Source organism: Arthrobacter crystallopoietes, assembly GCF_002849715.1.
Taxonomy (GTDB): domain Bacteria; phylum Actinomycetota; class Actinomycetes; order Actinomycetales; family Micrococcaceae; genus Crystallibacter; species Crystallibacter crystallopoietes.
The window spans coordinates 1253372-1278587 of the sequence record NZ_CP018863.1; the positions used below are offsets into that span (position 1 = coordinate 1253372).

Consider the following 25216-nt stretch of genomic DNA (forward strand, 5'->3'; position numbering starts at 1 on the left):
TCACTGACAAGGCCTGCGGACAGGCCAAAGGGCGCTGCTAACTGCGGCGCCCCCCGGAAGCGACTTTATCGTTTCACCGAATGAAAGCAACCCTGTGCTACCTCGAAAGAGGACATATCATCCAAAGTTAACCTCGGCTTGCTGCCCCGAAAGAAGCCCGCCAGTGTAGGGCTTCGGACCCTTGCCCGGCTACGCTAGGGCGGAGATCCTCTGATGGTCCGCAGCGGAAAGGGCGGTGGGCAAGCAGATGCTGCTGAAAGCTGCCACTCCAGAAGATCTGGGTGCCTACCTGCACGGTGGCGCTGAATCCTTGGCTGCTGTGTTGGGAGTGAGCATTCCTGCCGGCTGGCCGGAATACCCCTGGCTCATTGATTTCACGCTCAAAGCACTCCTAAAGCAGCCCGGCCAGGCGGAGTGGCGGATGTACTACTTTCTGGATCCCGAGTTGGGCGTCTTGCTTGGATCCGGCGGCTACAAGGGCCCGCCCAAGAACGGGACAGTCGAGATTGGCTACGAGATCGCGCCCGGCTTCCGCGGGCAGGGATATGCCACCGCTGCTGTCCGTCAGCTCGTTGACCGCGCCTTTAACACGGTGGAAGTGGCGGCAGTCGAAGCCCGCACACTTCCGCACACCAACGCTTCCGGTGCTGTCCTCACGAAAGCCGGCTTCGCATGCCAAGGCATTGTTCCGGACGAGCAGACAGGGCAGGCGTGGCTCTGGCGGAAAACCCGCCCGGAGCATGATCCCTAGCCGCTGCCGCCGTCGTTGTTTTCCTGCGGCACTTCGGTCACCCGGACGCGCCCGATCCGCAGCCCCTGCATGGACAGCACGCTCAGCAGATGCCCGGCCACCTCGACCTGATCGCCGGTGCGAGGCATGCGGCCCAGCCGGTCAATGATGAAGCCGGCCACCGTTTCATAGCGCCCCTCCGGGAGTTCGATGCCGGCCAGGGACTTGAACTCCTGCAGGATCAGGCCGCCGTCCACATCAATGGCCCCGCCGGCCTGCTGCACGCGGTCCTCCGGGTCCACCCCGGCGTCGTACTCGTCGTAGATCTCGCCGACCAGTTCCTCCACCAGGTCCTCAAGCGTCACAATCCCGTCCGTACCGCCGTACTCGTCCACCACGAGGGCAATGTGATGGCCCTCCTTGCGCATCCGGGAGAGCGTGGGCAGCACCCGGTTGGTGCCGGGCAGCGGCAGGATTTCGCGCACAATCTCGCCCACCGTAGTGCCGGCCGTTTCGCCGGGTTCCGGGATGAGGTCGCGGATGTGGATGAATCCGAGCACCTCGTCGGGCGTTTTGCCGATCACCGGATAGCGCGAGTGCGGCAGGTTGCGGGTGTAGCGGCGCGCCTCGTCCAAGGTCAGCCGGCCCTCGATGAAGCGGACCTCCGGACGCGGGCGCATCACCTCCTGCAGCAGCCTCTCCCCCGCACCGAAAACGTCGTTCAGGATGCTGCGGCTGTCCTCGCCCAGCGCCTCGTTCTGCGCCACCATGTCCCAGAGCTCCTCGGTGGTAATGGTGTCCGACTTCGCGGACGGATTCCCGCCCAGCAGCCGCACCAGGGCGTTGGTGGACACGGACAGCAACCAGATGACCGGGCGCATGATCTTGCTGAACAGGTTCAGCGGCGGGGCCAGGATCTTGGTGAAGCCCACCGAGCGCTGCATCGCGAGGCGTTTGGGCACCAGCTCGCCGAGCACCAGGGACAGGTACGCCACCACCAGGGTCATGCCGATGAACGCCACGGACTGGGCAGGGCCGGCCGCCAGCCCCAGTCCTTCGAGCAGCGGCGCGATATCGGGTGCGATGGTGGACGCACCGTAGGCCGCCGAGAAGAAGCCCGAAAGCGTCACGCCGATCTGCACGGCGGAGAGGAACCGGTTGGGGTTGCGGGCGAGCTCGGCCGTCTTGGCGCCGGACTTGCCGGAGCGCTCGATCTGCCGCACCTGGCTCTCCCGGAGCGACACGAGCGCCATTTCGGTGCCGGCGAACACCCCTCCGAGCAGCACAAAGAAGAGGACCAACGCGAAATTCAATAAGGTGCCGCCATCCATAAGCCGACACTATCGGAAGGGCAGCGGGGAGTCCGTGGCCCCGGACCGGCGGCGGCCGGCGATAACAGATACCGACAGCCCTTGTGCCCGAGGCAGTACGGGGCCACACTGCTCGCAAAGAGTTTTCCGAACGGGGCAACGGAAACGACGCATCGGCCACGGAATTTAGAAGGGGGTGGCCGCTATGAAGCCCGGTCACGTGGTGTTGCTGGTCCTCGGGATCCTGCTGTCCCTGGCCGGCCTGGCGCTGGTCGCTACGGCGGCTTTCACGGGCCTGGTCCAGGCAGCGCAGGACGACGACGGCTACCTCACCTCCCAGCCGGTCCGTCTGGACACTGACTCCTACGCCCTGACCAGTCAGCCGCTGGATGTGGTCATCGACGAAGAGCTGCCGCCCGGTGTGCAGCTGGGCGACGCGTTCGGCTTCCGGCTTGAGGCGCGGGCCGCCCAACCCGGACAGGACATTTTCATCGGGATCGCCTCGGTGGACGCCGTCGATAATTATCTGGCTGGCGTTCCCCACTCCCAGCTCGCGGACGTCGAGTTCCGCCCCTTCGACGCCGACTACCGGGAGCTGCCGGGGACCTCCGCGCCGCAGCCTCCCGCCGAGCAGGACTTCTGGGCGGTCTCGGCATCCGGCCCGGGCGAGCAGCGGATCAGCTGGGACCTGCAGTCCGGCAGCTGGAGCGTGGTGGTCATGAACGCGGATGCCAGCCAGCCGGTCTCGGTGGACGCGCAGGCCGGCGTCAGGCCGGGCTTCCTGGGCCCGCTCACCATGGGCCTGCTCATCACCGGACTGGTGCTGCTGATCATCGGCCTGCCCCTGTTGATCCTCGGCGCGGCGGGAATCGGGCGGGCCTTGGCCTCGCGACCCTCCGCATTGTCCGGCGACAACCCGGCGGACCGGCGCGCCGCAGGTGACCACACGCCGTCGTACTCAGGTTCTCCGGCGGCTGGACGGCCGGTTTATCCCGCCGCGCTGTACGGCGCGCTGGATCCGGGGCTCTCGCGCTGGCTGTGGCTGGTGAAGTGGCTGCTGGCCATTCCGCACTATGTCCTGCTCTTTTTCCTGTGGTTCGCGTTTGTCGTCACCACCATCGCCGCCGGTTTCGCCATCCTCTTCACGGGCCGCTATCCGCGGTCCCTGTTCCACTTCAATGTGGGCGTGGCGCGTTGGAACTGGCGCGTGGCCTTCTACGCATACTCCGCGCTGGGCACCGACCGCTACCCTCCGTTTACCCTGGCTCCGGCCAGCTACCCGGCGGATTTCGACGTCGCCTATCCCGAACACCTGACCAACGGCCTCGTGCTGGTCAAGTGGTGGCTGCTGGCCATTCCGCACCTGCTGATCGTGTCCGCGTTTTCGAATGCGGCGATCTGGTGGGGTGCGGGCGGGGACTGGGACGGCAATTACGCCGGCGCGGCAGGCCCCTCCCTGCTGGGCCTGCTGGTCCTGATCGCCGCCGTGATCCTGCTCTTCACCGGCAGGTACCGCCGCACGCTGTTTGACCTGATCATGGGGATCAACCGGTGGATTTACCGCGTCCTCGCCTACACGGCGCTGATGCGCGACGAGTATCCGCCGTTCCGGCTTGACCAGGGCCCGGCCGAGCCGCCGCCGGAGGCTGGTGGCGCCGCCCCGGCGACAGGTCCCGACCAGCGCCAGCCTCTTGGCTGAGGGTGAAATCCTTCATTTGCGCCGTTCCGCCGTGATGCTGTGGGTACTATTAGGGCAGCTTTCCTCGAACGGCCTATGGAAGGGGTGCTCCCGTGCTCAGAGTCATCAGCTACAACCTCCGAAAGCACCGTGCCAGCCGTGAACTGCTGAAACTGACCCAGGATTTCGACGTCAATGTCCTCTGCCTGCAGGAGTGCGACACCACCGATCTGCCGCCCACGCTGGGGCCGCTGCACCTGGCCGACTCCACCAAGGGCAACCGGCTGGGCCTGGCGATGTACTACCACAAAGACCGCTTCACGGCCCTGGACACGAATACCTTCGCACTGAAGAAGTCCCTGCATGACTACGTCCTCTCCCCCGCCCACGAGCGGCTGCTCGGCGTGAAGCTTGTCGACAACGAGACGCAGCATGAACTGGTGGTCGGCTCCTTCCATGCCGCGCCGCTGACCGCGACAAATTCGCTCCGGCGCCACCAGATCAAGGCCGGCCATGCGGAACTGCTCACTATGGGCGGCGAAGGCATGACGCTGATGGTGGGCGACTTCAACTACCCCTTCTTCACGAAAAACCTCATCTCCCACCTGAAGGAAACCGGCTACGAGCTCACGCTGAGCAACCGCCGGACCTACACGCGCTACAAGGTCTTCCAAGGCCACTTCGATTTCGCCACGTCGCTCGGCCTGAATATCGAGAGCGTGGAAACGCTCCCCCGGGGCGAATCGGACCACCTGCCCATCCTCGTCTCGGCCGAATACCTGAATTAGCCGAGCCCTGCCCGCATTCCGCGGCGGACAGCAGAAACACCAATAACGACGACGGCGGGGCCGGCTAGTCGCTCAAGGCGTAGGGCGGAACGTGGCGGGCGTTGTTGAACGGCTCGAACCAGTTCTCGAACTTCATCGAGGCCACACCGGTGCCGATGCTGTCGAGATAGTCGTCGAAACCATCCAGCGCCTCGTTGTAGAGCAGTTCCGCATCCGTGTCCTCGAGCAGGAAATCCTCCACGGTTGCCCGCCAGTCTTCGTCCAGCTCCAGGCCGGCTTCCTCGGCCAGCACCTGAGCCTCGTTCAGCAGGCAGCGCAGCGCAAGCTCCTGGGCAACACACGACGGCGGCTGCCAGCGGCCGGCGATCCTGGTAGTCAGGTCGACGGCGACCGTGAGGAACCGCTGGGCGAACAGGGCCGTGTAGCGGTGCGCGAAGCGCGGCGGCAGGCCCGAAATGACGAACGTTTCGTCCACGTCCGCCGCAGTCGGCGTTCCCCGGCTGCGCAGCAACTCGATGTCCGAGAACAGCTCGTCCATCATGACCACGGAAGCGTGCCATAGCAGTCCGGCCACCAGTTTCGCCTGCCGGAGCGAACGACGGCGCTCCCCCTGGCCCTCAAGTTCGTCGTTATAGCCGAGCATGTCGGGGCTCAGCCCCTCCACCTGGGCCGAGAGGTCGATGAAGTCCTGTTCGGTGACCGGAGCGTCGGGAACGTCGGCAGGCCGGCGGTCGGCAAACTCGCCGTCGATCACGATCGCGGTGTCGGCAGCATGGATGTCGTCATCGTCGGCGGGATTGCCGGTTTCCGCGGAGACCCGGAAGGCGCGCGGCTCCACGCCCTCCACCCCGGCGAGGACGTCCGCCGCCTGGATCGGATCCGAGGCGATGATGAGCGCGTTCATCGGGTCGCTGATCGCATACTCGACTTCCTGGGTGTCGGAGGCACGCGAGATCGCGCTGTCCCGGAGGGCGTCGGCGTCGATAATGTTCACCTCGATCGTCACCCGCAGGGATACCGCTTGGCCCTGCCCGCTCTCCTCGTTCATGGAGAAAGCATATAACTGCCGTCCGGCTGGGCTAAGCCACGCCACAGCCGGGCCGGGACCCTAGCCAAACAGCAAGGAGCCGCCCGCTGCATCGGGGCACGCATGCAGCGGGCGGCTCTCGTTTTGGTATCAGCCACCGGCATCGCCGGGTACCGGATCCTCCGTCGGGTCGAAAAGCTCGGCGGCTTAGCCGACGGTCTCCGCAACCGGGATTTCGTCCTCCGGCTGGATGTCCCGCACTCCATGCAGCCCGATCAGGCTCAGCAGGGCAGCCGAGAACGCCGCGATGGCGCAGACCAGGAATGCCATGGTGAAGCCGCTGCCCAGGGCCTGCAGGGCGAACTCGTGGGCCGCGCCGCCGGGTGCACCTTCGGGAATGCTGTTCAGCGCGATCGGTCCGCCCGCTTCGGCAATTCCCAAGGCGGGGCCGAGCTGATCCGGCGTCAGGTTGGAAGCCTGGAGGGCAGGAATGAGCTGGTTGCCTGCGGTGCTCAGGGCGATCGCTCCCACCAGCACCGGGCCCAGGGCGAAGCCGAGGTCGCGCAGCAGGTTGGTCGTGGCGCTGGCCATGCCGGTCAGGTGGCGGGGTACGCAGTTCACCGCGATCGCCGTCATCGGGCTCAGGGTGAAAGCGAAGCCGATGCCGATCAGCAGCGTCGGCAGGATGAACAGCGTTACATCGCGGTTTCCGACGTCGAAGGTCGAGGCGATCAGCGCGCCGACGCCCATGACCAGGAAGCCGCCGGTCATCAGCCAGCGCGCGGACACACGGGCCTGCACACGGGACAGGACCGGGATGAGCACGAACGCCGGACCCTGCAGCAGCAGGAACAGCAGCCCCAGGAACAGAGCGTTCTGGTGCTGCACCGGACCCAGCCACATGCTGGTCGAGAAGCAGGCGCCCAGGAACGCGAACATGCCAACGACGGCGACGATCGACGAGACGGTGAACTGACGGTTGCGGAAGAGACGCAGTTCCAGCAGCGGATGCTCCACGCGCAGTTCGATGGCTACGAAGATGGCCAGCAGAACCGCGCCGGCGACGAGGGCGGAGATCACGTGGGTGGAAGTCCAGCCGTCCTCCGGACCCTGGACCAGGCCGAAGAGGACCAGGATCAGGCCCAGGGCAAAGGTGATCTGTCCCCACAGATCCAGCCGGCGGCCTTCGGGTGCCGAAGCTTCCTGCGCCCTGGTGAGGGTCAGAACGATGGCAACCAGGGAAACGACGGCGACAATCGCGTACGCACCCCGCCACCAGCCCATGCCGGCGAACACGCCGCCGAGCAGCGGAGACACGGCGGAACCGGCCGACAGGAAGCCTGCCCAGATGGCGATGCCGCGCACGCGCTCCTGTATGTTCCGCGCCACCGAGGCGACCAGCGCCAGCGAAGCCGGGAAGATGGCACCGGCACCGAGGCCGTTGAGAGCCGACCCGACCCACATCGCCTGCACGCTCGGAGAGAAGGTGCAGACGAGGGAGCCGAGCACCACCAGGGCGGAGCCGCCCATGACCAGCTTCTTGTGCCCGTATTTGTCGCCGAGGACCCCGAAGGTGAGCTCGAAGACGACCACGGGAATCATGAAGGCGGCCGTGATCCACGTCAGCTGCGAGCCGACGGTGTTAAAGGTCTGCTGGAAAACGCCGTTGAGCGCGCCGGGCAGCGCGTTGGCGATCTGGGCCACCATGACCGCCAGCGAAGCCGCTGCCAACGTGCCCGCGACGCGGCGCGGTGCCTGGATTGCCGCGGACGACGGCGGTAGGTGGGACGTCTGTGTCTCGAAATCCTGACTCATTGAGTAGTCCTTGAGTTAACTAAAGCAATCGAATGGAACGGAAGGAACCGATACCGCATCACGCGCCGACGGGCGCCGGCACGCTGAGCAGAAGTCCGGGAATCCCGTTTCGCGTAGCCGCGATCACATACTGCTGTGATCTAAGCGACAACAATGGCATTCACGCAACAGACTGTCAAGTGAAACTTCATGTCGTATTTTGAGCTGTCTCCTGAGCCAAAACGGCTATCCTGTGAAACATGGCTATGCTCCGCGAACTCCAGAAGCAACAGACCCGGCAGCTCTTGTTGGAGAAGGGTCTGGAAGTGATCGAGACGAAGGGTTATGTCGCCACGACCATCGATGACATCGCCGCGGCGGCAGGAACCACTCGGACGACCTTCTACCTGCACTTCCCGTCGAAGGCGGAACTGATGTCGGAACTGCTGCGGAAGGTCGACGAGATCCTCACCCAAGAGGACGACCCGCAGCTCTCTACGGTCGTGGAGCGCGGCGAGCGGCAGCTTGTGCGGGCCTGGCTTGACCGCAAGTTCGACCAGTGGGCCATCATCCGCCCCTACATCATGGCTGCACACGACGCCGCGCCGAGCGAACCCGTGATCTCCGAGAGCATCGAGAAGTGGTACGAAGACACAACGGCCTGGATGCAGCAAGGCCTGGACCGGGCAGGCCGCTTCGACCCGGACACCCGGCGCATCCGCTGCACCCTGGCATTCGGCCAGTTCGAGTTCCTGTCCCGGCGCTGGTTCCGCCTCGGCTGGGTCACCGACCGCGGGATCTGCCTCGAGACACTTACGGACTCCTGGTGCCAGTTGCTAACCGAGGAAAGTTCCTCCCGCTAGGAGCAAGCCACCCGCAACCAACAATCTGAAGGGCCGAAGATTCATGGCTTCTGGCGAACTCGACCCCTCGTCCGGGGTGCCCCTGTACCGGCAGATCAAGGACATTCTGCGCAAGGAGATCGCCGGAGGAATCGCTGATCCCCAGAAGCCGATGACCGAGGAGCAGTTGCTCAGCCGCTTCGAAGTGAGCCGTGCACCGATCCGCCAGGCGCTCAAGGAGCTGACCGACGAAGGATACGTCTATCGAAAGCAAGGCAAAGGGACATTCCCTGTCACCGGCGCCCGGGTACACCGGCCGGCCGATATAAGGCCAGGCGCCCTGCATCAATACCTTACCGAAAGCGGGCTGCATCCGGGCTCCAAGGTCTCCGGCATTGAACGGATAGAGCCCCCCGTCCGCATCCGTCACCGCCTGGGGCTCGACCCCCACGAACGGCTCTTGCATTTCACCCGCTTGATCTCAGTCGAGAACGAGCCCCTTGTCGAGGCCAACGTCTATATCCGGGCACCCGAAGACTTCAGGCCCACGGTGGCGGAGCTCGAAGACAAGGGCTCCGCCTTTGAGCTGCTGGAGCGGGACTACGGGATCACGCTCGACCGGGCGGAGCACGAAGCCTGGGCGACGGCGGCAGATACCGATCAGGCCGCCACCTTCGGCGTGCGCGCGGGCAGCCCCCTGCTCGTCATCGAGACGATCTTCTTCACCACCGGCGGCCTTCCTGCAGGCTGGCGTTCCGCGGTGCACCAGGCCGAAGATTTCAAGTACCGGTTCGTCACCAGCCGGTAATTCCCTCACGATCAGCGGGGCCACGGGGCCACGGGGCCTCCGCCGTCGTCGTTCCCTCCCAAATATCCTTTTGCTTGACTTTCGCATGACACCGTGTAAACCTAGTTGACGGGTAATCAGGGTCACATGCATGAGAGGCGGACCGCCAGCGAAAGCCGGACGTCAGCTCCATGGATGCCTCTTCGGTTACTACCGCCTGCACCGAGTTCGGCGAGGAATCAATCCAGAGGTCGCGGTGCATGATCCTTCCCAGTGCGTGACGCCAACACCGGCGCCACGCTAACGAAAGGTTGTGCCAAATGACGGATACAACAACTCCCACTAATACAACCGTCAACACGGTCCTTGGCCCCGTTCCCGCCGATGAGCTGGGCGTGGTTTCGGTTCATGAGGCGCTGCTCTCGGTGGTTCCCGGCGCCGAGCATGCGTATGACATCTCCATGGACCGGGCGGAGATCTTCGAGATCCTTGCCGCGAAGCTGACGGACTTCCGCGAGAACGGCGGCAAGACCATTGTGGACAGCACGGGTATGTTCCATGGCCGCGATGTGCGCCTGTACGAGGCGCTCTCGCGCTCGACCGGTGTGCACATCGTTGCGTCCACGGGCATGGGTCCCGAGGAAATGCTGGGCGGGTACTTCCTGACCCCGCAGACCAACCCCCCGACGCCGTGGCCCGCGGAGAAGTTCGCGGACCTCTTCACCAAGGAGGTCACCGAGGGCATGGTGGTTCCCCGCGTGGAGCGCCGCGGCGCCGCCGGAATCGTGACCACCACGGCCACCCGCGAGGGCATGACGCCCACCGACGAGAGTCTCTTCCGCGGCGCGGCCCGGACCGCCCTGAACACCGGCGTTCCAGTCTCCATCCGCTTTGGCAAGGACGCGCTGGGAGACCTTGGCGTCGTGCTGGAAGAGCAGCTCCCGGCGGACCGCGTGGTTGTCGGTGGGCTGGACCGCAAGGATGCGGCAGCCGCGGGTGTGCCGTTTGAAGTCGCCGAAGGGGGTGCCTTCGTCGCCCTCGACCATGTGGGTTTGAACGACGACGACGCCTACCTCACCGACCGCGAACGGGCTTCCCTGGTGCTGGAACTGGTCAAAGCCGGCCACGGAGACCGCATCCTGCTCTCCAGCAGCGCTGTCGGCGTGGCCAAGGGCCACGCGGATTACGACCTGCCGTTCAGCTACGTGATCTCGACGTTCATGCCCTTCGTGAAGTCGCTGGGACTCGCCGACGATGATGCCCGGCGCATCCTCGTGGACAACCCGCGGGACCTGCTGACCCTGCGCTAAGCACGCGCGTCCCTTTCATTCTTTTCAAACTTAAGGTGAATCTCATGTCGAGAATCAACACGGTGCTGGGACCGATCTCAGCTGAAGAACTCGGATACGTGGCCATCCACGAGCACATTGGCTACGGCATGCCGGGCTCGGAACTGGACACCAAATGGTGGAAAGCACCCGAGGAACGGTACGAGGAGACGGTGCCGAAGCTGCGGAAGTTCCACGAATACGGCGGCGGGACCTTTGTCGATGCCACCGGTATCTGCAATGGCCGCGACATCGACTACTACAAGTCCCTGTCCGCAAAGACCGGTGTCCACATCGTGGCCTGCACCGGCTTTGTCGGCGGTGACACCGCCCTGCCGTTCTTCGCCCAGGCGTCCGTCGACTACCTGGTCCGCCACTTCATCCACGAAATCACCGTGGGCATCGGCGACACCGGCAGCCGTGCCGGCGTCATCAAGGTTGGCGTGAGCCGCGGCGGACGCATGACGGATCTGGACAAGCGCATTTACCGCGCTGCGGCTCGTGCCGCCCTGATCACTGGCGTGCCGATCCTGACACACCTGGCCATTGATGCGGAAAACGCGATTGCGATCTTCGAGGAGGAAGGACTTCCCCTCAACCGCATACTTTTCGGCCACGTGGACGACGGCGTGAACGCCGATAAGACCCGCGACACCTGGATCGCCGAGCAGGGCGGCCGGGTCGGCTTCGACACCTTCGGCTACGAGACCGAGCTCGAGGACCCGCCCTTCTGGGCCCGCCCCCGCCAGGAACGCCTGGATCACTTCCTCCGCTTCCTCGGTGCAGGGCACCTGGACTTGGCGCTGGCCGGAGCGGATGCCAACTGCAGCCCGCTGGGCTGGCCCGGTGTAAAGGGCCACACCGTGAACTACATCTTCGAGGACCTGATCCCCGACCTGCGCAAGGCCGGTCTCGACGACGCGGCGATCCGGAAGATCTTCGTCGAGAACCCCGCAAACTTCCTGTCGATCAGCAACTGATCGACCGACAAACCTCCACGCCCGTTCCCCCAGGTAGTCCTGGGTCAAGAAAGAGAAGAAACAATGCAAGTTTCACAAATCCAGAACCTCAAGGTCGCCGTCGTCGGCGGCGGTTATGCCGGCGCCTCTGCCGCACTCGCCCTGCTCCAGCTCGGCGCCGATGTCCACGTCTACGAGCAGGCTCCTGAGCTCGGCGAGGTCGGCGCCGGCATCGGCCTGCGCCCGCCCACAGTCGAGGTGCTGCGCAAGTGGGGCGTGTTCGAGGAGTTCGAAAAAGTCTCCGCTCCCTCCGAGGCCATCGAGGTCTACCAGGCCAACGGCGAACTCATTGCCCGCGACCCGTGGCCGGGCATCAATGAATACGCCCAGGTCAACCACTGCCGCATGGTCCACCGCGGGGATGTCATCGAGACCCTCCTGCGCCTCCTGCCAGCCGAACGCGTACACATCGGCCACAAGATGGTGGCCGTTACCGACAACGGTGACTCCGCTACCGTGAAGTTCGAGAACGGCGTCGAGGTCGCCGCCGATCTGGTCCTGGGGGCGGACGGCATCCGGTCCAGCGTCCGTAACCAGATCTTTGGCGAGGTTCAGCCCGTCTTCTCCCACACCATCGCCATGCGCGCCGTCATCTCCGCCGACGATGCCTACGGCCTGGTCGAGAACGACAACTTCCGCGTATACGTGGGCCAGAACGGCACCACCGTCTACTTCCTGCCGCTGCGCCACCGCAACCAGGTGTCCTTCGACATCACCGCCCCGAGCGACGACACCGCCTGGGCGCCGGAAGTCACGCACGAATACATTGCCGACCTGCTCGAGGGCTTCGACGAGCGCCTGCAGAAGATCGGCCAGGAGCTGGACATCGCCAAAATGACCAACCGCGGCGTCTTCGACATCGACAAGCAGCCGAACTGGCACACTGACAGCGTGGCCCTCGTGGGGGATGCCGCCCACGCGATGCTCCACCACCAGGGTCAGGGCGCAAACTCCGCCATGCAGGACGCCGCCTGGCTGGCCGAGGCCATTCAGGAGGGCTCCGACTTGAAGGACGCTCTGCGTATTTATCAGGAGAAGCGCAAACCGATCACCGACGTGCTGCAGGACATTTCCCGCAAGCCATTCGACATCGGTGATTCCTTCCCGGAAACCACCTCCTTTGCGAAGGGAGCTGGCGTCGAATGAGCATCCACCCCGAGATCGCCAAGATCCTGGCTACGCTGCCCGCCCCGGACGGCTCCCCGTTGCACCCGGAAGCCATGCGCGCCGGCGAGGAATCGATGGTTCCCCCGCTGGCGGAGCGCCTGCCGCTCCACGCCGTTGAAGACGCAACCGCGCAGACGCCCTCGGGCGACGTGCCCGTGCGGATCTACACTCCGATCGAGTCCGACGCCTACGGCCTGCTCGTGTACTTCCACGGCGGCGCTTTCTTCCTGGGCAGCTTGGACACCCACGACCACGTCGCACGGTCCCTGGCCAAGGAGACCGGCCACAAGGTCATCTCCGTCGGCTACCGCCGGGCGCCCGAGGCCGCCTTCCCGGCCGGTCTCGACGACTGCTACGCCGTGGTCCGTTGGGCCGCCGAGCAGGGCCGGAGCCTGGGCTGGGACGGGAAAAACCTCGCCATTGCGGGCGACAGCTCCGGCGGCACCTTCGTGGCAGCCGTCGCCGCCAAGGCCCACGACGACGGGTTCGAGGCCATCACCCACCAGGTTCTGTTCTACCCGTCCCTGGACCTGGATTTCGACGTCGACCGCTACGCCTCGCTGCGGGAGAACGCCGAAGGATACGGACTGGAGACTGCGGGCCTGAAGCCTTTCAACTCCTTCTACCTCGACAGCGGCGCGAACCCCGCTGATCCCCTTGTCTCCCCGATCAAGCGCGAAGACCTCGCCGGCCTGCCGCCGGCGCTGGTCATCACGGCCGAGCACGACCCGCTGCGCGACGAAGGCGAGCTCTACGGCAAACGCCTGCAGGACGCCGGCGTCAAGGCGACGGTCAGCCGCTACGAAGGGGCCAACCACGGCTTCGTCCAGAACTTCTCCTGGATCCCCGAGTACTACCGGGCCTTCCTGGAAACGGGTGACTTCCTGAACAAGGGCTGAGCCCACCCGCGGGCCTGAGCCCCATCCGCTGTGCATCTCGGCGGCATGAGTCTTCCGACTCGTGCCGCCGACGTGTACCCGGAGCAACCTCATCGCTATCCACCAGGAACAAAAGACATGAAAACAATCAACATCAGGGACTTCATCGCTGAGGCGCGCTTCGGCCGCTTCCACGGCGGAATGCTGTTCTGGGCCTGCTTCATCATCACCTTCGACATGTACGACCTTGTTGTCTACGGATCCGTTCTACCTGTCCTGATGAAGGAATGGTCCCTGGGCCCTGTCGAGGCAGGGGCCATCGGCAGCTACGGAATCTTCGGGATGATGATCGGCGCGATCCTCTTCGGAGTCCTAGCCGACAAGATCGGCCGGAGAAAGGTGCTCACTGCCAGTATCATCCTCTTTTCCGCCGCCACGGCCTTGTGCGCATTTGCTCCGGGGCCCGTCACCTTCTCCATCCTGCGCGGGCTGGGCGGCCTCGGGATCGGCGGCATCCTGCCCTGCCTCATCGCCATGCTGACCGACTACGCACCGAAGAACCGCGCCAATTCCCTGGTAGCGATCGTGATGTGTTTCTTCTCCGTGGGCGGCATCCTGGCAGCCTTCGTCGCCATGCTACTGCTCCCGGCATTCGGTTGGCACAGCGTGTACCTGGTTGCGGCGTTGCCCCTGGTGTTCCTGCCGTTCATGATGAAGTACTTCCTCGACTCCCCTGCGAGCCTGCTGGAGAAGGGGAAGACCGACGAGCTGCGTGACGCCCTGTCGAAGGTCAACGGCCAGGTAGCGATCGGTACAAATACGGCATTCACAGGTCTGACGCAGAAGGAGGCCGGCAGCCCCGTCGGTGCGCTGTTCACAAACCGTCGCGCCCTCGGCACAATCATGATCTGGATCGCCTTCTTTATGTGCCTGCTGATGATCAACGGCCTGACCACATGGCTTCCCAAGCTGATGGTGGAGGCAGGCTACGCCCTGAGCTCGGGCCTGACCTTCATGATCGTGCTGAACTTGGGCGCCATCGTCGGCACCCTGGTGTTGGGCAAACTTGCCGACAAGTGGGGCGTGAAGCGGGTGCTCGTCCCGATGTTCGTGGTCTCCGCGCTGTCGCTGACCCTGCTGGGCTTCGGAAACAACATGGCAGTCCTCCTGCTGCTCGTGGCCATCACCGGAGCCTGCACGATGGGAGCTCAGAACATTTCCTACGCCTTCGTGGCGCAGTATTACCCATCCTTCATGCGTTCGACGGCGATCGGGCTGGCCTCGGGCGTCGGACGCATGGGCGCCGTCGTCGGCCCGATGTTCGGCGGCGTCCTGCTGACGCTTAGCCTTCCGGTAGAGCTGAACTTCCTCTTCTTCGCCATCCCGGGGGTCTTCGCCGCCCTGGCCTTCCTGTTTGTTCCGCTAGCGGCAAAGTCGGCGGGGCGGAAGCGCAAGGATCAAGATACCGAGGCAGCGGCCGAGGACAGTATGGCCCCCGCGCCGTGAGAATAAAGCCTGTTGCCGGCGGAGTGGTTCCGGCGGTAGGGCGCGGGCAGTGAGCCATCAACGGCGGCACGCATCCTTCGATGCGTGCCGCCGTTTGTGCTGCCTGCGATAATCCGGACGACGGCGAGCGCCGGGTCCGAATCCGAATCCGAATCCGTTCAGCGTGCCGTCTCGACCTGCCGACGGTAGCCATCAAGCGTGGTGAAGAACGGGGAGGGCTCCAGTGTGGGATCGCCCGTGTAGCCGAGCTCCTCGGCCACCTTCGCGAACGGGGAGTACACCGAATCCGTCTCCTGCAAGCCGTCGCGCAGGTACCGTTTCGCGGCGTCGTCGATCCTGGCCTCGAGGTCCAAGCTCCCCTGCAAGGCGGTCCGTGCCGCCTCGCGGTCGAGCTCCACACCGTAGGGCACGCCATCGGCGCCTCGGTAGGGGTGGCCCAGGTACAGGTGCTCCGGACGCACTTCATCGCGCAGGTACTGCAGGCTCGAACGGTAAGCGGTCGGATCCTCGTAGCCGGGGAAGCCGTTGGCTGCGCCATGGATCTGTACGGCGTCGCCGACGAAGACCGACTGCTGCCCGTCCACCACGTAGGCTACGGATCCGGCCGTGTGGCCCGGGATGTGGTGCACGGAGACGGAGACGCCTCCGCCCAGGGAGAGGGCCTCCCCTCCCTTCACCAGCATGGTCGGCTCCATCTCGCCCGAGATGACGTGGTTCGCCACCTTCATCTGTTCCTCCACACCATTCGGGTCGTTCAGGTACTGCTGCCGCACGTCCACGTACTGGTCAACATGCGCGCGCCGGGAGCGCAGCAGGGGCGCGTCGGCCTCGTGGATCACCACCTGGGCCCGCCGGCCGGTGAGCTCCCACAGAGCATGGGCGCCGCCGAGATGGTCGATGTGGCCGTGGGTCAGCAGGATCCAGCGCACCTCCTCGATGCTGTGGCCGAGCTTCTCGAGCGCAGGAACCATGCCCTCGACGGGCGACGAGGCGATGCCGGTGTCAACGATGGCAGGTTCTGGAGCGTCAATGAAAAAGCTGTAGAGGCCAAAGCGGCCCCAGGGCGACACCAGCGGATGGACCTTCACTTCTTGCGTCATCGTTTCTCCTCAGCTCTGGAAGTAAATTGCGACCATTCCAGCGCCGCGGATGAATGGCAACGCCAGTGATGTCTTGCAGGACCAACTTTATTATAATAATATACTGAATGTCACGCTCCGGAAACTGCTTCCCGGCGGGACGCACTTGAACGCTGACAAGGAGTTGCCCTCATGACTGATTTCACGACGTGGAACGCCGGTGGAGAGAAGATTGCCATCCGCAAGGACCTGAGGGTTCCGATGCGGGACGGCGTCGAGCTCGCCGCGGACGCCTATCAGGGCGTCGACGAGAAGCCGCGCCCGGCACTGGTCGCGCTGAGCCCGTACGGCAAGGAACTGCAGGCACTGGCCCTGACCACCCCGCCGCAGCGGCGCCCCAGCCCGATGTGGGACGGCTGCATCGAGGCCGGCGACATCGCCCGGATCGTCAAGGAAGACTACGTCCACGTCATTGGCGACCTGCGCGGCTCCGGCCACTCCGGCGGCGAGCACATCGGCAACTACAACGCCGGCGGCGTCTCGCTGGGCCAGGATGCGTACGACTTCATCGAATGGGTCGCCGCACAGCCCTGGTGCGACGGCAACGTCGGCATGGTCGGCATCTCCTACTTCGGCTCCATGCAGGTCCTGGCCGCCGCCGAGCGCCCGCCGAGCCTGAAGGCGATCTTTGTTTCCGGCGGCCACTACGACTTCTACGAGACCACCTACCACGGCGGCGTCATGTGGTTCATGCCGCGGGCCGCACGCGAAGGCCGGGGCGGCGACTCCGGCTGGGCGTTTACCGACGGCGTCAAGTCCCGCATGATCGAAAAGTACTCCCCCGAGGACCTGAAGGAACTGGTCGCCAAGCGCCTGCAGGATCCGGACGTCGCCGCCTGGCCGAACCTGGTGCACGTGCTGAACTACCCGAAGAACCACGAAGCCTGGTTCGACATCGTGATGACCGAGCTGGACGGGGAGTGGTACGAGGAGCGCAACCCGATCACGCTGGCCCCGAACATCGACATCCCGGTCTGGCTGCAGCTGGACCAGGGCCGCGGCTGGACGCTGGACGGCACGATCGAGCTCTTCGACGCGCTCAAGGGGCCCAAAAAGCTGGATATCGGGCCCTACCCGCCGATGCAGTCACGCCCCTTCATCGAGGAACACGACAAGATGTTCCGCTGGTACGACTACTGGATCAAGGGCATCGACAACGGCGTCATGGACGAGCCGGCCGTGAACGTCTTCGTCGAAGGTTCGCGCGAGAACGTCACCGCCGATACATGGCCGCCGAAGGAGATCGAGTACAAGAATCTGTACCTGCGCCCGCGCCACAAGCTCTCGACCGACCCGGAAACTATGGGTGTCGAATACGCGGCCCCGGACGGCTTCTACCAGGCCCCGCTCACGGTGACCGACAAGGTCGAGATCATCAAGTGGGAAACCCCGGTCTTCGAGGAAGCCTGCGAGATGATCGGCACCGGAGCCGCACACATCTTCGCCGAAATCGACCAGCCGGACACCAACTTCGTCCTGCGTCTCTGGGACTACGCACCGAACGGCAAGCGCCAGCTGATCACCACGGGCTATCTCAAGGCCTCGCACCGCGAGCTGGATGTAGAGCGCACCACCGAGGGCAACCCGTACCATCCGCACACCCGCGCCGTGCCGGTGGAGCCTGGGCAGATCGAGGAGTACGTGCTGCGCCTCTACCCGTTCGCGAACACGTTCATGCCCGGCCACAAGCTGGTCACGGAGCTCTCCAACGCCGAGCCGCTGGCCGACGAGCACAACGCGCTGCTCCCGCCGGATGCCTTCCACCTGCCGGTAGGCCGACCCGTCACGCACAAGATCTACCGTGACGCCGTCCACCAGTCCCGGCTCGTCCTCCCGTTCACCACACCCAAGGCCGTCCAGCAGTAGCCGCAACACTGTTTAACAACCAGTGACGACGGCGGTGCGCACCTGCGTGCACCGCCGTCGTTTGCGTCGTCTCACCTGCATCTCACCGTGCCGGAGCCGGGCTGTGCGGCGGTAAGGACAGCAACAAAACAGCGGCGCCTGCCGAGACGGAATCTTCCGTCTCGGCAGGCGCCGCTGGGTCCAGCTTGCGTTTAGGCAGACTCAACCTCAAGGACCGGCAGCTTGTTGAGGCTGTGGGTCATGTTGCTGATCTGGCGCTCCGGCTTACCCACGGTCAGGCGGCGGACGCGGCGTGCCAGTGCGTCCATCACGGCGTAGGCCTCAAGGCGGGCCAGGCCTTGCCCGGCGCAGCTGTGGACGCCGTAGCCAAAGGACAAGTGGTCCACCGGATTCCGCTTGACCTGGAAGGCATCCGGGTTCTCATAGTGCCTTGGGTCGCGGTTGCCCGCTCCGAACAGGATGGCAACCTGGGAACCGGCGGGGATCAGCGTCCCGTCGATCTCGATGTCCTGCTTGACCAGCCGCCCGAAGGCGTGGACCGGGGCTTCAAAGCGGAGGACCTCATTGAACGCGGACGGGATGATCGAGCGGTCTTCGCGGACCAGGTCGAACTGGTCCGGATTCGCCGCGAACTGCGCGATCGCATTGCCGATCGAAGCGATGGTCGTATCCATGCCGGCTCCGAGGTACTGGTGGATGATGTGTCCGCAGCTCTCCATCGGGATCTCGCCGCGCTCGGCCGCGTCGAAGATGGCCCGCCCCATGCTGCCTTCGGTCAGATCCGTGGCTTGGACCCCGGCGCACCACTGGAACAGCTCACCGGCTACCGGAAAGTTCTGCGCGGTCCGCTCGTTCATCGGTCCCAGGACATTGAAGGCCGCATCGCCCCAGCGGAGGATGTTCTCGCGGGCCTCGCCCTGGACACCAATGAGGTCGGCCACCACCTGGAGCGGCAGCGCCCGGGCAAGGGCGTCGATGGCGTCGAACGAACCACGCTCCACCAACTCCGCAACCATCTTGTCCGCCTTTTCATCGATGCCGCCCTTGAGCTTGCGGAGCGCACGTGGCGTGAGGTTCTCGGTTAGCGCGGCGCGGAGCCGCGTATGCTCCGGCGGGTCCGTCGCCAGGCTCGTTCCGACAAGTGCCCCATTCATCTCATCATTGAAGGCGACGGCGTTCGACGAGAAAACCTCCCAGTTTGCCAGCGCTTCACGGATCGTCTCGTAGCGGGTCAGCGCCCAGACGCCGTTCTTCTCAAGGTGAACCACGGGAGCCTGTTCGCGCAGTTCGGTGAAGAAGGGATACGGGTCCAGCAGGACCTCGTCGGCAAACAAGTCAATCTTGGATGAAACTGAAGTCGTCTCAACGGTCATCATGCACCTCTCATGGTTGCTAGGAACTCGTCTGGAAGCCGCGCTCCCGGCGAATCCTGGTCGTCTAGGTGCTGTAATCCAGCTCACAGCACCGCTGCTCCCATTCAACTGCCACAACCCGACATGGGGGAAGTGAATAATCGGCATGGATTCCATGCAGTGCGTGAATGTCTACCCGGAACTGACGTAGCGCGCCCTCAGCGGCTCTGCGGCCTCGATCAGGATTTCGCGCAACCAGGACTTGAATGCGCCCTCAGCAAGCCAGGGATTCCAGATCATATCGATGCCCAAGGGATCAATGGGGAACGGAAATTCCTCCACGCGCAGGTCGAAACGGCCCTCGAATTCCAGCCCCACCTGGTACCGGTGGACAGCAACACCACCGCCAGACTGGGCAATCAGGTGGGGAACGAACAAGTGGTCTGACACGCGCTGGCGCACCCGGTACGGAATCTTCTTCTCGTCCAGGATCTCGTAGGGGCGCAGGCGCTCCGATGGCTCGTCCGGAAACACATGGGACACGGTCTTCAGCAGCTGCAGCGCATCGGCCTCCCTGGGCTCGTTCCACGATGCGATCACCATCCACCTATCGTCGTACAGTCGCTCACGTGGGTGGGGCATGGGAAACGCCTCGGGCAGCAAAACGACGTCGGCTGCTTCTTCCGCGAACGCCGTGCTGGTCGCGGAGCTCGTGGTCCGCAGCCGCAGCACGGCATTCGGAGCGCGCTCCGCCAACAACCGGCTAAGCTCGCTGCCGATCACAAACGCGGTGCTGTTGGTCATCGCCACGGTGATCAGCCGGGTATCGACGGCCGGGTCGAATGATGACGCGCTGACAATCCGCGCCGCCTGGTCCAGCACCTGCCGCAGCGGTGCAATGAGTTCGGCGGCCCGCGGTGTCAGCACCATCGAGCGGCCCTGGCGAACAAGGAGGTCGTCATTGAGCAGGCGCCGGGTTCGGCTCAATCCATGGCTCATCGCCGGTTGGGACAGCCCCACCTTGCCGGCGGCCTTGGTCACCGAGCGCTCTTCAAGCAGCGCCAAAAGCGGCACCAAAAGGTTGAGGTCGATCGAGGCCAGCCTCGCCAAATCAGCGTCCATGGCAGAATCCGCGTGCGCCTCAGTCATGGCGCTTCCCGAAGACAACCTGGGCCGGACTCAGGAGCTGGCCGACCGCGTACTGCCCGCCGAGCAGCAAGCGCCCATGCCCGGTCAGCATTGCAGCGAGGTCAAGGCGCACGGAACCGTCCGCCTCATCCCGGCCGGCCAATTCCAGCCGTGCAAACGGCAGCATCCTCTCCGGATCCTGCGCCCCACGCTCCCGGACCAGCAGCACGCCCCGCTGCCCGTCCAGCTCGATCCGCGGATCCCGCAATTCGACATCGAGAGCGCCCCAATGCCCCGAGAAGCGAACCGCTCCCCGGAATTGCAGCACGTCCGTCCCCTCATCGCCGGCACACCGGGCTGACCCGACGCCATCCCATGGAAACAGGTAGCCCGCCGCGAAGTGCGACGCGGGTTCAACCGCCCCCACAACGCCATCCTCCAGAGCCTCCACGTAGGACACCAAACTGTCTTTCACATTCCACATCAGTCCCGGCTTCATGGCCGCTGCCACCTCATTCTTTCGCCCTCCGCCTCTTGGCCGCCACACATCACGCCGCGCCTCAACTATTCATACGGTGCACATACCGAATGAAAACTATTCATTTGCCGAACTCTACCGTGCCTGAAAAGCTTGATCCTATCGAGCTTGTGAGACAAGCCACACCAAAATCCAGTGGAGGAAGAGAATGAACATCATCCTGGATAGGCCGCGCTGCGAAGGGCACGGCCTCTGTGAAGAAGTCGCCCCGCACCTGATGCACTTGGACGATGAAGGAGAGCTCGTCCTGGATGTCGAGCAGGTTGACGGCGATCAGCTTGAGGCGGCAAAAGCTGCCGCACGTGTTTGCCCTGTCGCCGCGCTTCGGCTGGCGTGACCATGCGGCCGGAACGCATCGTCGTCGTTGGAAACGGGATCGCCGGCCTCACCGCCGCCGACTCCCTGCGGGCTGCGGGTTTCGACGGCGATCTGACCATTGTCGGCGATGAGCAACATTCGCCCTACAGCCGTCCCGCACTGTCCAAGGCCGCGCTTCTGGACGCCGAGGATATGACCTCGCACCGGCTGCCGTCCGCTTCGCATGAGGCCCGCGAGCTGCTGGGCGCCAAGGCCATCCGGCTGAACGTGGACAGCAAGACAGTGATGCTCGACGACGGCAGCAGCCTCCCCTACGACGGAGTGGTCATTGCCAGCGGCTCACGGGCACGCCGTCTCGGGAACGGCGATGCGATTGCCGATGAAAATCAGTTGACCCTGCGCAGCATTGAGGACGCATTGGAGCTGCGACGCCGGCTTGCCGACCGGCCCGCGGTAGTGGTTGTCGGCGGGGGCGCACTCGGCATGGAAATCGCCTTCGGCTGTCTCTCCACTGGTTGCGAAGTAACACTCGTTTCCAACCACCGGCCGATGGTCCAGCAGCTGGGACCCTATCTTTCGGGGGTTTTCCTTGCCGCAGCGCGCAGTCACGGACTCAAGCTCGCCCCGTCCCAGGCAGTCTGCCTGCGAAATATGGACGGTCACTCCCTTGTGGAGCTGGCCGACGGCTCAACCCTTGCCGCCGAACTGCTGGTCAGCGCCGTGGGCGATATCCCGAACACCGAGTGGCTCTCGGACAGCGGCCTCCTCACCGGCAACAGGCTGGAAGTCGACAGCCGTGGCCGCCTGCGTCCGGAGATCGTCGCCGCCGGTGACGTGGCCGCCTTCCCCACCGCACGTGGCATCAGGCGGATCCCCCTCTGGACCAGTGCCATCGAACAGAGCAAAGCTGCCGCACTCGCCCTGCTGAGGGGCGACGAGGCCCCGGAACTGGACTTCCGACCGTACTTCTGGACGGAGCAGTTCGGCCTCAGCCTCAAGGCCAGCGGCTTCCTCCCCCTGGCGGGCGATCCGGAGTTCCTCGAAGGCGGTCCGGGCAGCGGGCCGGCACTCATGCGCTGGACACACGACGACGCTTCCGGCACCGCCGTGGCGCTCAACTACCGCATCCCGGTTCCCAAATTGCGCAGGCTGGGCAATCCGTCTCCCGCCCTGTTGATGTGACAACCACAGGGTCACGGCGGACATTGACTAAGCGTCGCGCACGGCTTTCGCCCGTGCTCTGTCCGTCCAGGACGGCAGGCTGCCGGCGCCATATAGTGAATAAGGTGAGTTCAGAAGCTTTGTCCCGCCCCGCCGTCGTACGCCGCCCTAATCCTTTCCAGGCCTTGGTGGCGGTGATCTGCATCCCCATGGCCATCCTGGTTCCCGTGTGGGTGGTTGCCGGGCGCGTGCTGTTCGGGATCTCCGGGCCGATGGTGTCGATCCTGGCGTTCACGCTCGGGCCAGTGCTGCTGCTCCTGCTGCTGTTCGCGGGGGTCAAGACTGTGGCGAACGCCGTCCGGGTGCGTCCTTTCGGCGCGCCGCTGAAGACATCAGCGCTGCTGGTGACCACGTATCTGGTGGCCTTCGGGTTCGGCTTCACCGTGCCCGACTTCGGCGAGAACGGCGGCTCGATCTTGACCGCCCTGGCCGGCGAATCCGCGTTGGGCATGTCGATCGCGCTGTGCAATCCGCTGGGCATCATCTCCATTGCCCTGTCCATCACCGTGACCGTGGTCTGCTACCGGGACGCCAAATACGCACGGCATTAGCTGGTCGGCTCCCTGCGCGGGCTTTGGCTTGCTAGAGTCCGAAGCAGGAGCAGAACGCCACGAGCCTGGAGGTGATTGCCTTGCCGACGCCAAGGATCCGATGGGCGGTGATGCTCTCCGCCGCTCCCCTGCTGGCCGGCTGCGGTGTGTCCATGCCGGCCGATCCAAACGGGACGCTGCAGGAAATTACCGGCGGGACCCTCCAGGTAGGAGTCACCGCCACTGCGGGAGATGAAGGCGACTGGGTTCGACTGCAGCCGGGCGCGGAGCCGGCCGGGATCGAGCCGGATCTGGTGCGGGGTTTTGCCGCCAGCCGTGAGGCCACCGTTGAATGGACCGGGGGCACCGAGCACGAGCTCGTGGACGACCTGGAACACGGCGACCTGGACCTGGTGATCGGTGGATTCGGCGCGGACACGCCCTGGACCAAGCACGCGGGCATGACCCGGCCATACATGAAAACCAAAGACAAACGCGGCAAAACGGTCAAGCACGTCATGCTGACACCGCTTGGCGAGAATGCTTTCCTGCTCGCGCTGGATAAGTTCCTGCTGGCCCAGGAGCTGCAGCCATGAGCGCCGGGAAAAGCACGCAGGCCGTACACTTCGGCAACACGCGGCTGCCCCAGGAGCAGCGCGAGACCCTGCGCAAGGCCAAGAAACTCGAGTGGATCACCATCGCGTTCCTGGCTGTCACGGTGGCGCTGGTGTACCTGGTGCTCGGCAACTCGCAGGCCATGAAGGCGGCCTGGATCGAGGACATGCTCTCCTTCCTGCCGCCCATCGCGTTCCTCGTGGCGGCCCGCGTCATCCGCAAGCCGCCCACGGAGCAGCATCCTTACGGTTACCACCGCGCCATTGGGATAGCCCACTTGGTGGCCGCCGTCGCGCTGCTGGTCATGGGCACCTATCTGCTGGTGGACTCGGCGCTGGGACTGATCACCGCGGAGCACCCGACGATCGGCGGGGTGGAGCTGTTCGGCCGGACCATCTGGCTGGGCTGGCTCATGATCGGCGTCATGCTCCTGATCGCGGCGCCGCCGGTCTTTATCGGCCGCGCCAAGATGAAGCTGGCCGAGAAGCTGCATGACAAGGTGCTCTATGCGGACGCCGACATGAACAAGGCGGACTGGATGACCGCCGTCGCCGCCGCCGTAGGTGTGGCGGGGATCGGCATCGGCTGGTGGTGGGCCGACTCCGTGGCCGCGCTGATCATTTCGGCCAGCATTGCTAACGACGGCGTCAAGAACCTGCGCGGTGCGGTCAGTGACCTCATGGACGCCCGGGCCCGGACTTACGACAACGCCGGCCCGCACCCGCTGCTCGGCCGGATCGACGACTTCCTGGACAACACCGGGTGGGTGGGCAAGGCCAAAAGCCGCATCCGCGACGAAGGCCATGTATTCCATGTGGAGTCCTTTGTTGTCCCCCGCGAAGGCAGCACGCCGACGGCGGAAGACCTGGAGCAGCTGCGCGAGGACTGTGTGGATCTGGACTGGAAGGTCCAGGACCTGGTGATCGTCCTGGTGCCGGAGCTGCCCGAAGAGTTCCTGCCGGGCGTCGAAACCGGCGGCGAGGACTAGCTTCCGGTCAGGACTTTGCGCACCAGCGCACGCCGCTTGCCGCGCCGCTCCACCAGCTCGAACCCCGCGCCCAGAAAAACCTCCAGGGTGCCGTAGTACAGGTCCTGCGACGGGATCTTGCCGCCGGCGGTGTCCACCGGGTAACCCTCGACTGCTCTGGCTCCGTGGCTTGCCGCGTGCTCGACGGCGGCGTCCAGCAGCCGGTGGGACAGGCCGATTCCACGCGCATCTTGTTTGATGTAGAAGCAGGCCACCGTCCACAAGCTTGCCGGGTCCTCGTCCTCCGCCAACCGGGCGACAACGGAACGCTCCAGCCTGGTGTGGCACTCCCGCGGTGCCACGGACACCCAGCCCAGCGGTTCGCCATCGAGCCTTGCCACCAGGCCGAACGGCTCGCCTTCCTCCACTCTCGAGTGCACAAAGTCCCGCCGTTCCGCACTGCTGGAGGATGAATAGTCGCGCGAGGACAGCCGGAACCAGGAACACCAGCACCCGCCCTGCACGCCGCCGGGGCCGAAGAGTTCCTCGAAAACGGGCCAGGTCGCCGTCGTTATTTCCACCAGTTCGAGCCCGGAAAGGTCCCTCCGTGCCGTGCCGTGCTGCGTGCCGTCCAGCTGCGCCATGCTTCCAGCTTGCCAGCGCCGCGGCAGCTTGCGAAGACCTGCCG

The 25216-nt window shown here is 64.9% G+C and carries 24 protein-coding genes; 16 read left to right on the forward strand and 8 right to left on the reverse strand.

Features of this window, described 5'->3' with window-relative positions:
• The first annotated feature begins 235 nt into the window (after positions 1-235).
• The gene (locus AC20117_RS06045) at positions 236-751 is read left to right on the forward strand and encodes a GNAT family N-acetyltransferase (protein ID WP_083339707.1); all 516 of its coding nucleotides are present in this window, start codon (positions 236-238) and stop codon (positions 749-751) included.
• On the opposite strand, the gene AC20117_RS06050 is transcribed toward AC20117_RS06045, so the two are convergent.
• Positions 748-2061 (reverse strand): hemolysin family protein, encoded by a 1314-nt coding sequence (locus tag AC20117_RS06050; protein ID WP_074700498.1) that lies wholly within the window; start codon positions 2059-2061, stop codon positions 748-750. The two genes, AC20117_RS06045 and AC20117_RS06050, sit on opposite strands and share 4 nt — an antisense overlap.
• Positions 2062-2245: 184 nt before the next feature.
• Here AC20117_RS06050 and AC20117_RS06055 point away from each other — a divergent pair, with 184 nt between their 5' ends.
• Positions 2246-3739 carry a DUF4389 domain-containing protein gene (locus AC20117_RS06055; protein WP_074700497.1) on the forward strand — a complete coding sequence of 498 codons (1494 nt, stop codon included), beginning with the start codon at positions 2246-2248 and terminating at the stop codon, positions 3737-3739.
• A 92-nt stretch (positions 3740-3831) separates the two neighbouring features.
• A complete protein-coding gene (locus AC20117_RS06060; protein ID WP_074700496.1) occupies positions 3832-4506 on the forward strand; it encodes an endonuclease/exonuclease/phosphatase family protein in 675 nt (224 codons plus the stop codon).
• A 64-nt stretch (positions 4507-4570) separates the two neighbouring features.
• Here AC20117_RS06060 and AC20117_RS06065 read toward each other — a convergent pair whose 3' ends face one another.
• Both AC20117_RS06065 and AC20117_RS06070 read right to left on the reverse strand, forming a co-directional pair.
• Complete coding sequence (locus AC20117_RS06065; RefSeq protein ID WP_139186776.1) at positions 4571-5554, reverse strand: hypothetical protein; 984 nt, start codon at positions 5552-5554, stop codon at positions 4571-4573.
• Positions 5555-5740: 186 nt separating this feature from the next.
• On the reverse strand, positions 5741-7348 hold the full coding sequence (locus tag AC20117_RS06070) for an MFS transporter (RefSeq protein ID WP_083339706.1): 1608 nt from the start codon (positions 7346-7348) through the stop codon (positions 5741-5743).
• 239 nt (positions 7349-7587) lie between these two features.
• Here AC20117_RS06070 and AC20117_RS06075 point away from each other — a divergent pair, with 239 nt between their 5' ends.
• The 7 genes from AC20117_RS06075 to AC20117_RS06105 all read left to right on the forward strand — a co-directional run bounded on the left by AC20117_RS06075 (position 7588) and on the right by AC20117_RS06105 (position 14854).
• Positions 7588-8190 (forward strand): TetR/AcrR family transcriptional regulator, encoded by a 603-nt coding sequence (locus AC20117_RS06075; RefSeq protein WP_074700494.1) that lies wholly within the window; start codon positions 7588-7590, stop codon positions 8188-8190.
• Between the two features lie 43 nt (positions 8191-8233).
• Positions 8234-8977, forward strand: a complete 744-nt coding sequence (locus AC20117_RS06080; RefSeq protein WP_074700493.1) for a GntR family transcriptional regulator — start codon at positions 8234-8236, stop codon at positions 8975-8977.
• A gap of 299 nt (positions 8978-9276) precedes the next feature.
• Positions 9277-10266: a phosphotriesterase family protein gene (locus tag AC20117_RS06085; RefSeq protein ID WP_074700492.1), complete on the forward strand. Its 990-nt coding sequence runs from the start codon at positions 9277-9279 to the stop codon at positions 10264-10266.
• 44 nt (positions 10267-10310) lie between these two features.
• Positions 10311-11264 carry a phosphotriesterase family protein gene (locus tag AC20117_RS06090; protein WP_074700491.1) on the forward strand — a complete coding sequence of 318 codons (954 nt, stop codon included), beginning with the start codon at positions 10311-10313 and terminating at the stop codon, positions 11262-11264.
• A 63-nt stretch (positions 11265-11327) separates the two neighbouring features.
• Positions 11328-12449, forward strand: coding sequence for an FAD-dependent oxidoreductase (locus AC20117_RS06095; protein ID WP_074700490.1), 1122 nt, complete (start codon positions 11328-11330; stop codon positions 12447-12449).
• Positions 12446-13369 carry an alpha/beta hydrolase gene (locus AC20117_RS06100; protein WP_074700489.1) on the forward strand — a complete coding sequence of 308 codons (924 nt, stop codon included), beginning with the start codon at positions 12446-12448 and terminating at the stop codon, positions 13367-13369. The genes AC20117_RS06095 and AC20117_RS06100 overlap by 4 nt, the downstream gene beginning before the upstream one ends.
• 117 nt (positions 13370-13486) lie before the next feature.
• A complete protein-coding gene (locus tag AC20117_RS06105) occupies positions 13487-14854 on the forward strand; it encodes an MFS transporter (RefSeq protein ID WP_074700488.1) in 1368 nt (455 codons plus the stop codon).
• A 158-nt stretch (positions 14855-15012) separates the two neighbouring features.
• Here the strand turns inward: AC20117_RS06105 and AC20117_RS06110 are convergent, their stop codons facing one another.
• Positions 15013-15954, reverse strand: coding sequence for an MBL fold metallo-hydrolase (locus AC20117_RS06110; protein WP_074700487.1), 942 nt, complete (start codon positions 15952-15954; stop codon positions 15013-15015).
• Positions 15955-16125: 171 nt separating this feature from the next.
• Between AC20117_RS06110 and AC20117_RS06115 the strand changes: the two genes are divergently transcribed.
• Positions 16126-17859 (forward strand): CocE/NonD family hydrolase, encoded by a 1734-nt coding sequence (locus tag AC20117_RS06115; protein ID WP_074700486.1) that lies wholly within the window; start codon positions 16126-16128, stop codon positions 17857-17859.
• 191 nt (positions 17860-18050) lie between these two features.
• Here the strand turns inward: AC20117_RS06115 and AC20117_RS06120 are convergent, their stop codons facing one another.
• From AC20117_RS06120 to AC20117_RS06130, 3 genes are all read right to left on the reverse strand, one after another.
• Complete coding sequence (locus AC20117_RS06120; RefSeq protein WP_236777454.1) at positions 18051-19235, reverse strand: cytochrome P450; 1185 nt, start codon at positions 19233-19235, stop codon at positions 18051-18053.
• A gap of 168 nt (positions 19236-19403) precedes the next feature.
• A complete protein-coding gene (locus tag AC20117_RS06125) occupies positions 19404-20360 on the reverse strand; it encodes a LysR family transcriptional regulator (protein ID WP_074700485.1) in 957 nt (318 codons plus the stop codon).
• Positions 20353-20838 (reverse strand): HtaA domain-containing protein, encoded by a 486-nt coding sequence (locus tag AC20117_RS06130; protein ID WP_074700484.1) that lies wholly within the window; start codon positions 20836-20838, stop codon positions 20353-20355. Before AC20117_RS06130 ends, AC20117_RS06125 begins: the two co-directional genes overlap by 8 nt.
• A 187-nt stretch (positions 20839-21025) precedes the next feature.
• Here AC20117_RS06130 and AC20117_RS06135 point away from each other — a divergent pair, with 187 nt between their 5' ends.
• The 5 genes from AC20117_RS06135 to AC20117_RS06155 all read left to right on the forward strand — a co-directional run bounded on the left by AC20117_RS06135 (position 21026) and on the right by AC20117_RS06155 (position 24549).
• Positions 21026-21214 (forward strand): ferredoxin, encoded by a 189-nt coding sequence (locus AC20117_RS06135; RefSeq protein ID WP_074700483.1) that lies wholly within the window; start codon positions 21026-21028, stop codon positions 21212-21214.
• 2 nt (positions 21215-21216) lie between these two features.
• Positions 21217-22377, forward strand: a complete 1161-nt coding sequence (locus AC20117_RS06140) for an NAD(P)/FAD-dependent oxidoreductase (protein WP_074700482.1) — start codon at positions 21217-21219, stop codon at positions 22375-22377.
• Between the two features lie 104 nt (positions 22378-22481).
• The gene (locus AC20117_RS06145) at positions 22482-22967 is read left to right on the forward strand and encodes a hypothetical protein (RefSeq protein ID WP_139186775.1); all 486 of its coding nucleotides are present in this window, start codon (positions 22482-22484) and stop codon (positions 22965-22967) included.
• A 110-nt stretch (positions 22968-23077) separates the two neighbouring features.
• Entirely contained in the window at positions 23078-23542 is a 465-nt protein-coding gene (locus AC20117_RS06150; protein ID WP_074700480.1) for a transglycosylase SLT domain-containing protein, read from the forward strand.
• On the forward strand, positions 23539-24549 hold the full coding sequence (locus tag AC20117_RS06155; RefSeq protein ID WP_074700479.1) for a cation diffusion facilitator family transporter: 1011 nt from the start codon (positions 23539-23541) through the stop codon (positions 24547-24549). Before AC20117_RS06150 ends, AC20117_RS06155 begins: the two co-directional genes overlap by 4 nt.
• On the opposite strand, the gene AC20117_RS06160 is transcribed toward AC20117_RS06155, so the two are convergent.
• Positions 24546-25172, reverse strand: a complete 627-nt coding sequence (locus AC20117_RS06160) for a GNAT family N-acetyltransferase (RefSeq protein WP_074700478.1) — start codon at positions 25170-25172, stop codon at positions 24546-24548. The two genes, AC20117_RS06155 and AC20117_RS06160, sit on opposite strands and share 4 nt — an antisense overlap.
• Between the last annotated feature and the right edge of the window lie 44 nt (positions 25173-25216).

Excerpts from the sequence above, each read along its gene's own strand:
- AC20117_RS06050 (WP_074700498.1), bottom strand. The coding sequence starts at position 2,061 with ATGGATGGCGGCACCTTATTGAATTTCGCGTTGGTCCTCTTCTTTGTG.
- AC20117_RS06055 (WP_074700497.1), top strand. The coding sequence starts at position 2,246 with ATGAAGCCCGGTCACGTGGTGTTGCTGGTCCTCGGGATCCTGCTGTCC.
- AC20117_RS06065 (WP_139186776.1), bottom strand. The coding sequence starts at position 5,554 with ATGAACGAGGAGAGCGGGCAGGGCCAAGCGGTATCCCTGCGGGTGACG.
- AC20117_RS06070 (WP_083339706.1), bottom strand. The coding sequence starts at position 7,348 with ATGAGTCAGGATTTCGAGACACAGACGTCCCACCTACCGCCGTCGTCC.
- AC20117_RS06075 (WP_074700494.1), top strand. The coding sequence starts at position 7,588 with ATGGCTATGCTCCGCGAACTCCAGAAGCAACAGACCCGGCAGCTCTTG.
- AC20117_RS06080 (WP_074700493.1), top strand. The coding sequence starts at position 8,234 with ATGGCTTCTGGCGAACTCGACCCCTCGTCCGGGGTGCCCCTGTACCGG.
- AC20117_RS06085 (WP_074700492.1), top strand. The coding sequence starts at position 9,277 with ATGACGGATACAACAACTCCCACTAATACAACCGTCAACACGGTCCTT.
- AC20117_RS06090 (WP_074700491.1), top strand. The coding sequence starts at position 10,311 with ATGTCGAGAATCAACACGGTGCTGGGACCGATCTCAGCTGAAGAACTC.
- AC20117_RS06095 (WP_074700490.1), top strand. The coding sequence starts at position 11,328 with ATGCAAGTTTCACAAATCCAGAACCTCAAGGTCGCCGTCGTCGGCGGC.
- AC20117_RS06100 (WP_074700489.1), top strand. The coding sequence starts at position 12,446 with ATGAGCATCCACCCCGAGATCGCCAAGATCCTGGCTACGCTGCCCGCC.
- AC20117_RS06105 (WP_074700488.1), top strand. The coding sequence starts at position 13,487 with ATGAAAACAATCAACATCAGGGACTTCATCGCTGAGGCGCGCTTCGGC.
- AC20117_RS06110 (WP_074700487.1), bottom strand. The coding sequence starts at position 15,954 with ATGACGCAAGAAGTGAAGGTCCATCCGCTGGTGTCGCCCTGGGGCCGC.
- AC20117_RS06115 (WP_074700486.1), top strand. The coding sequence starts at position 16,126 with ATGACTGATTTCACGACGTGGAACGCCGGTGGAGAGAAGATTGCCATC.
- AC20117_RS06120 (WP_236777454.1), bottom strand. The coding sequence starts at position 19,235 with ATGATGACCGTTGAGACGACTTCAGTTTCATCCAAGATTGACTTGTTT.
- AC20117_RS06125 (WP_074700485.1), bottom strand. The coding sequence starts at position 20,360 with ATGACTGAGGCGCACGCGGATTCTGCCATGGACGCTGATTTGGCGAGG.
- AC20117_RS06130 (WP_074700484.1), bottom strand. The coding sequence starts at position 20,838 with ATGAAGCCGGGACTGATGTGGAATGTGAAAGACAGTTTGGTGTCCTAC.
- AC20117_RS06135 (WP_074700483.1), top strand. The coding sequence starts at position 21,026 with ATGAACATCATCCTGGATAGGCCGCGCTGCGAAGGGCACGGCCTCTGT.
- AC20117_RS06140 (WP_074700482.1), top strand. The coding sequence starts at position 21,217 with ATGCGGCCGGAACGCATCGTCGTCGTTGGAAACGGGATCGCCGGCCTC.
- AC20117_RS06150 (WP_074700480.1), top strand. The coding sequence starts at position 23,078 with ATGCTCTCCGCCGCTCCCCTGCTGGCCGGCTGCGGTGTGTCCATGCCG.
- AC20117_RS06155 (WP_074700479.1), top strand. The coding sequence starts at position 23,539 with ATGAGCGCCGGGAAAAGCACGCAGGCCGTACACTTCGGCAACACGCGG.
- AC20117_RS06160 (WP_074700478.1), bottom strand. The coding sequence starts at position 25,172 with ATGGCGCAGCTGGACGGCACGCAGCACGGCACGGCACGGAGGGACCTT.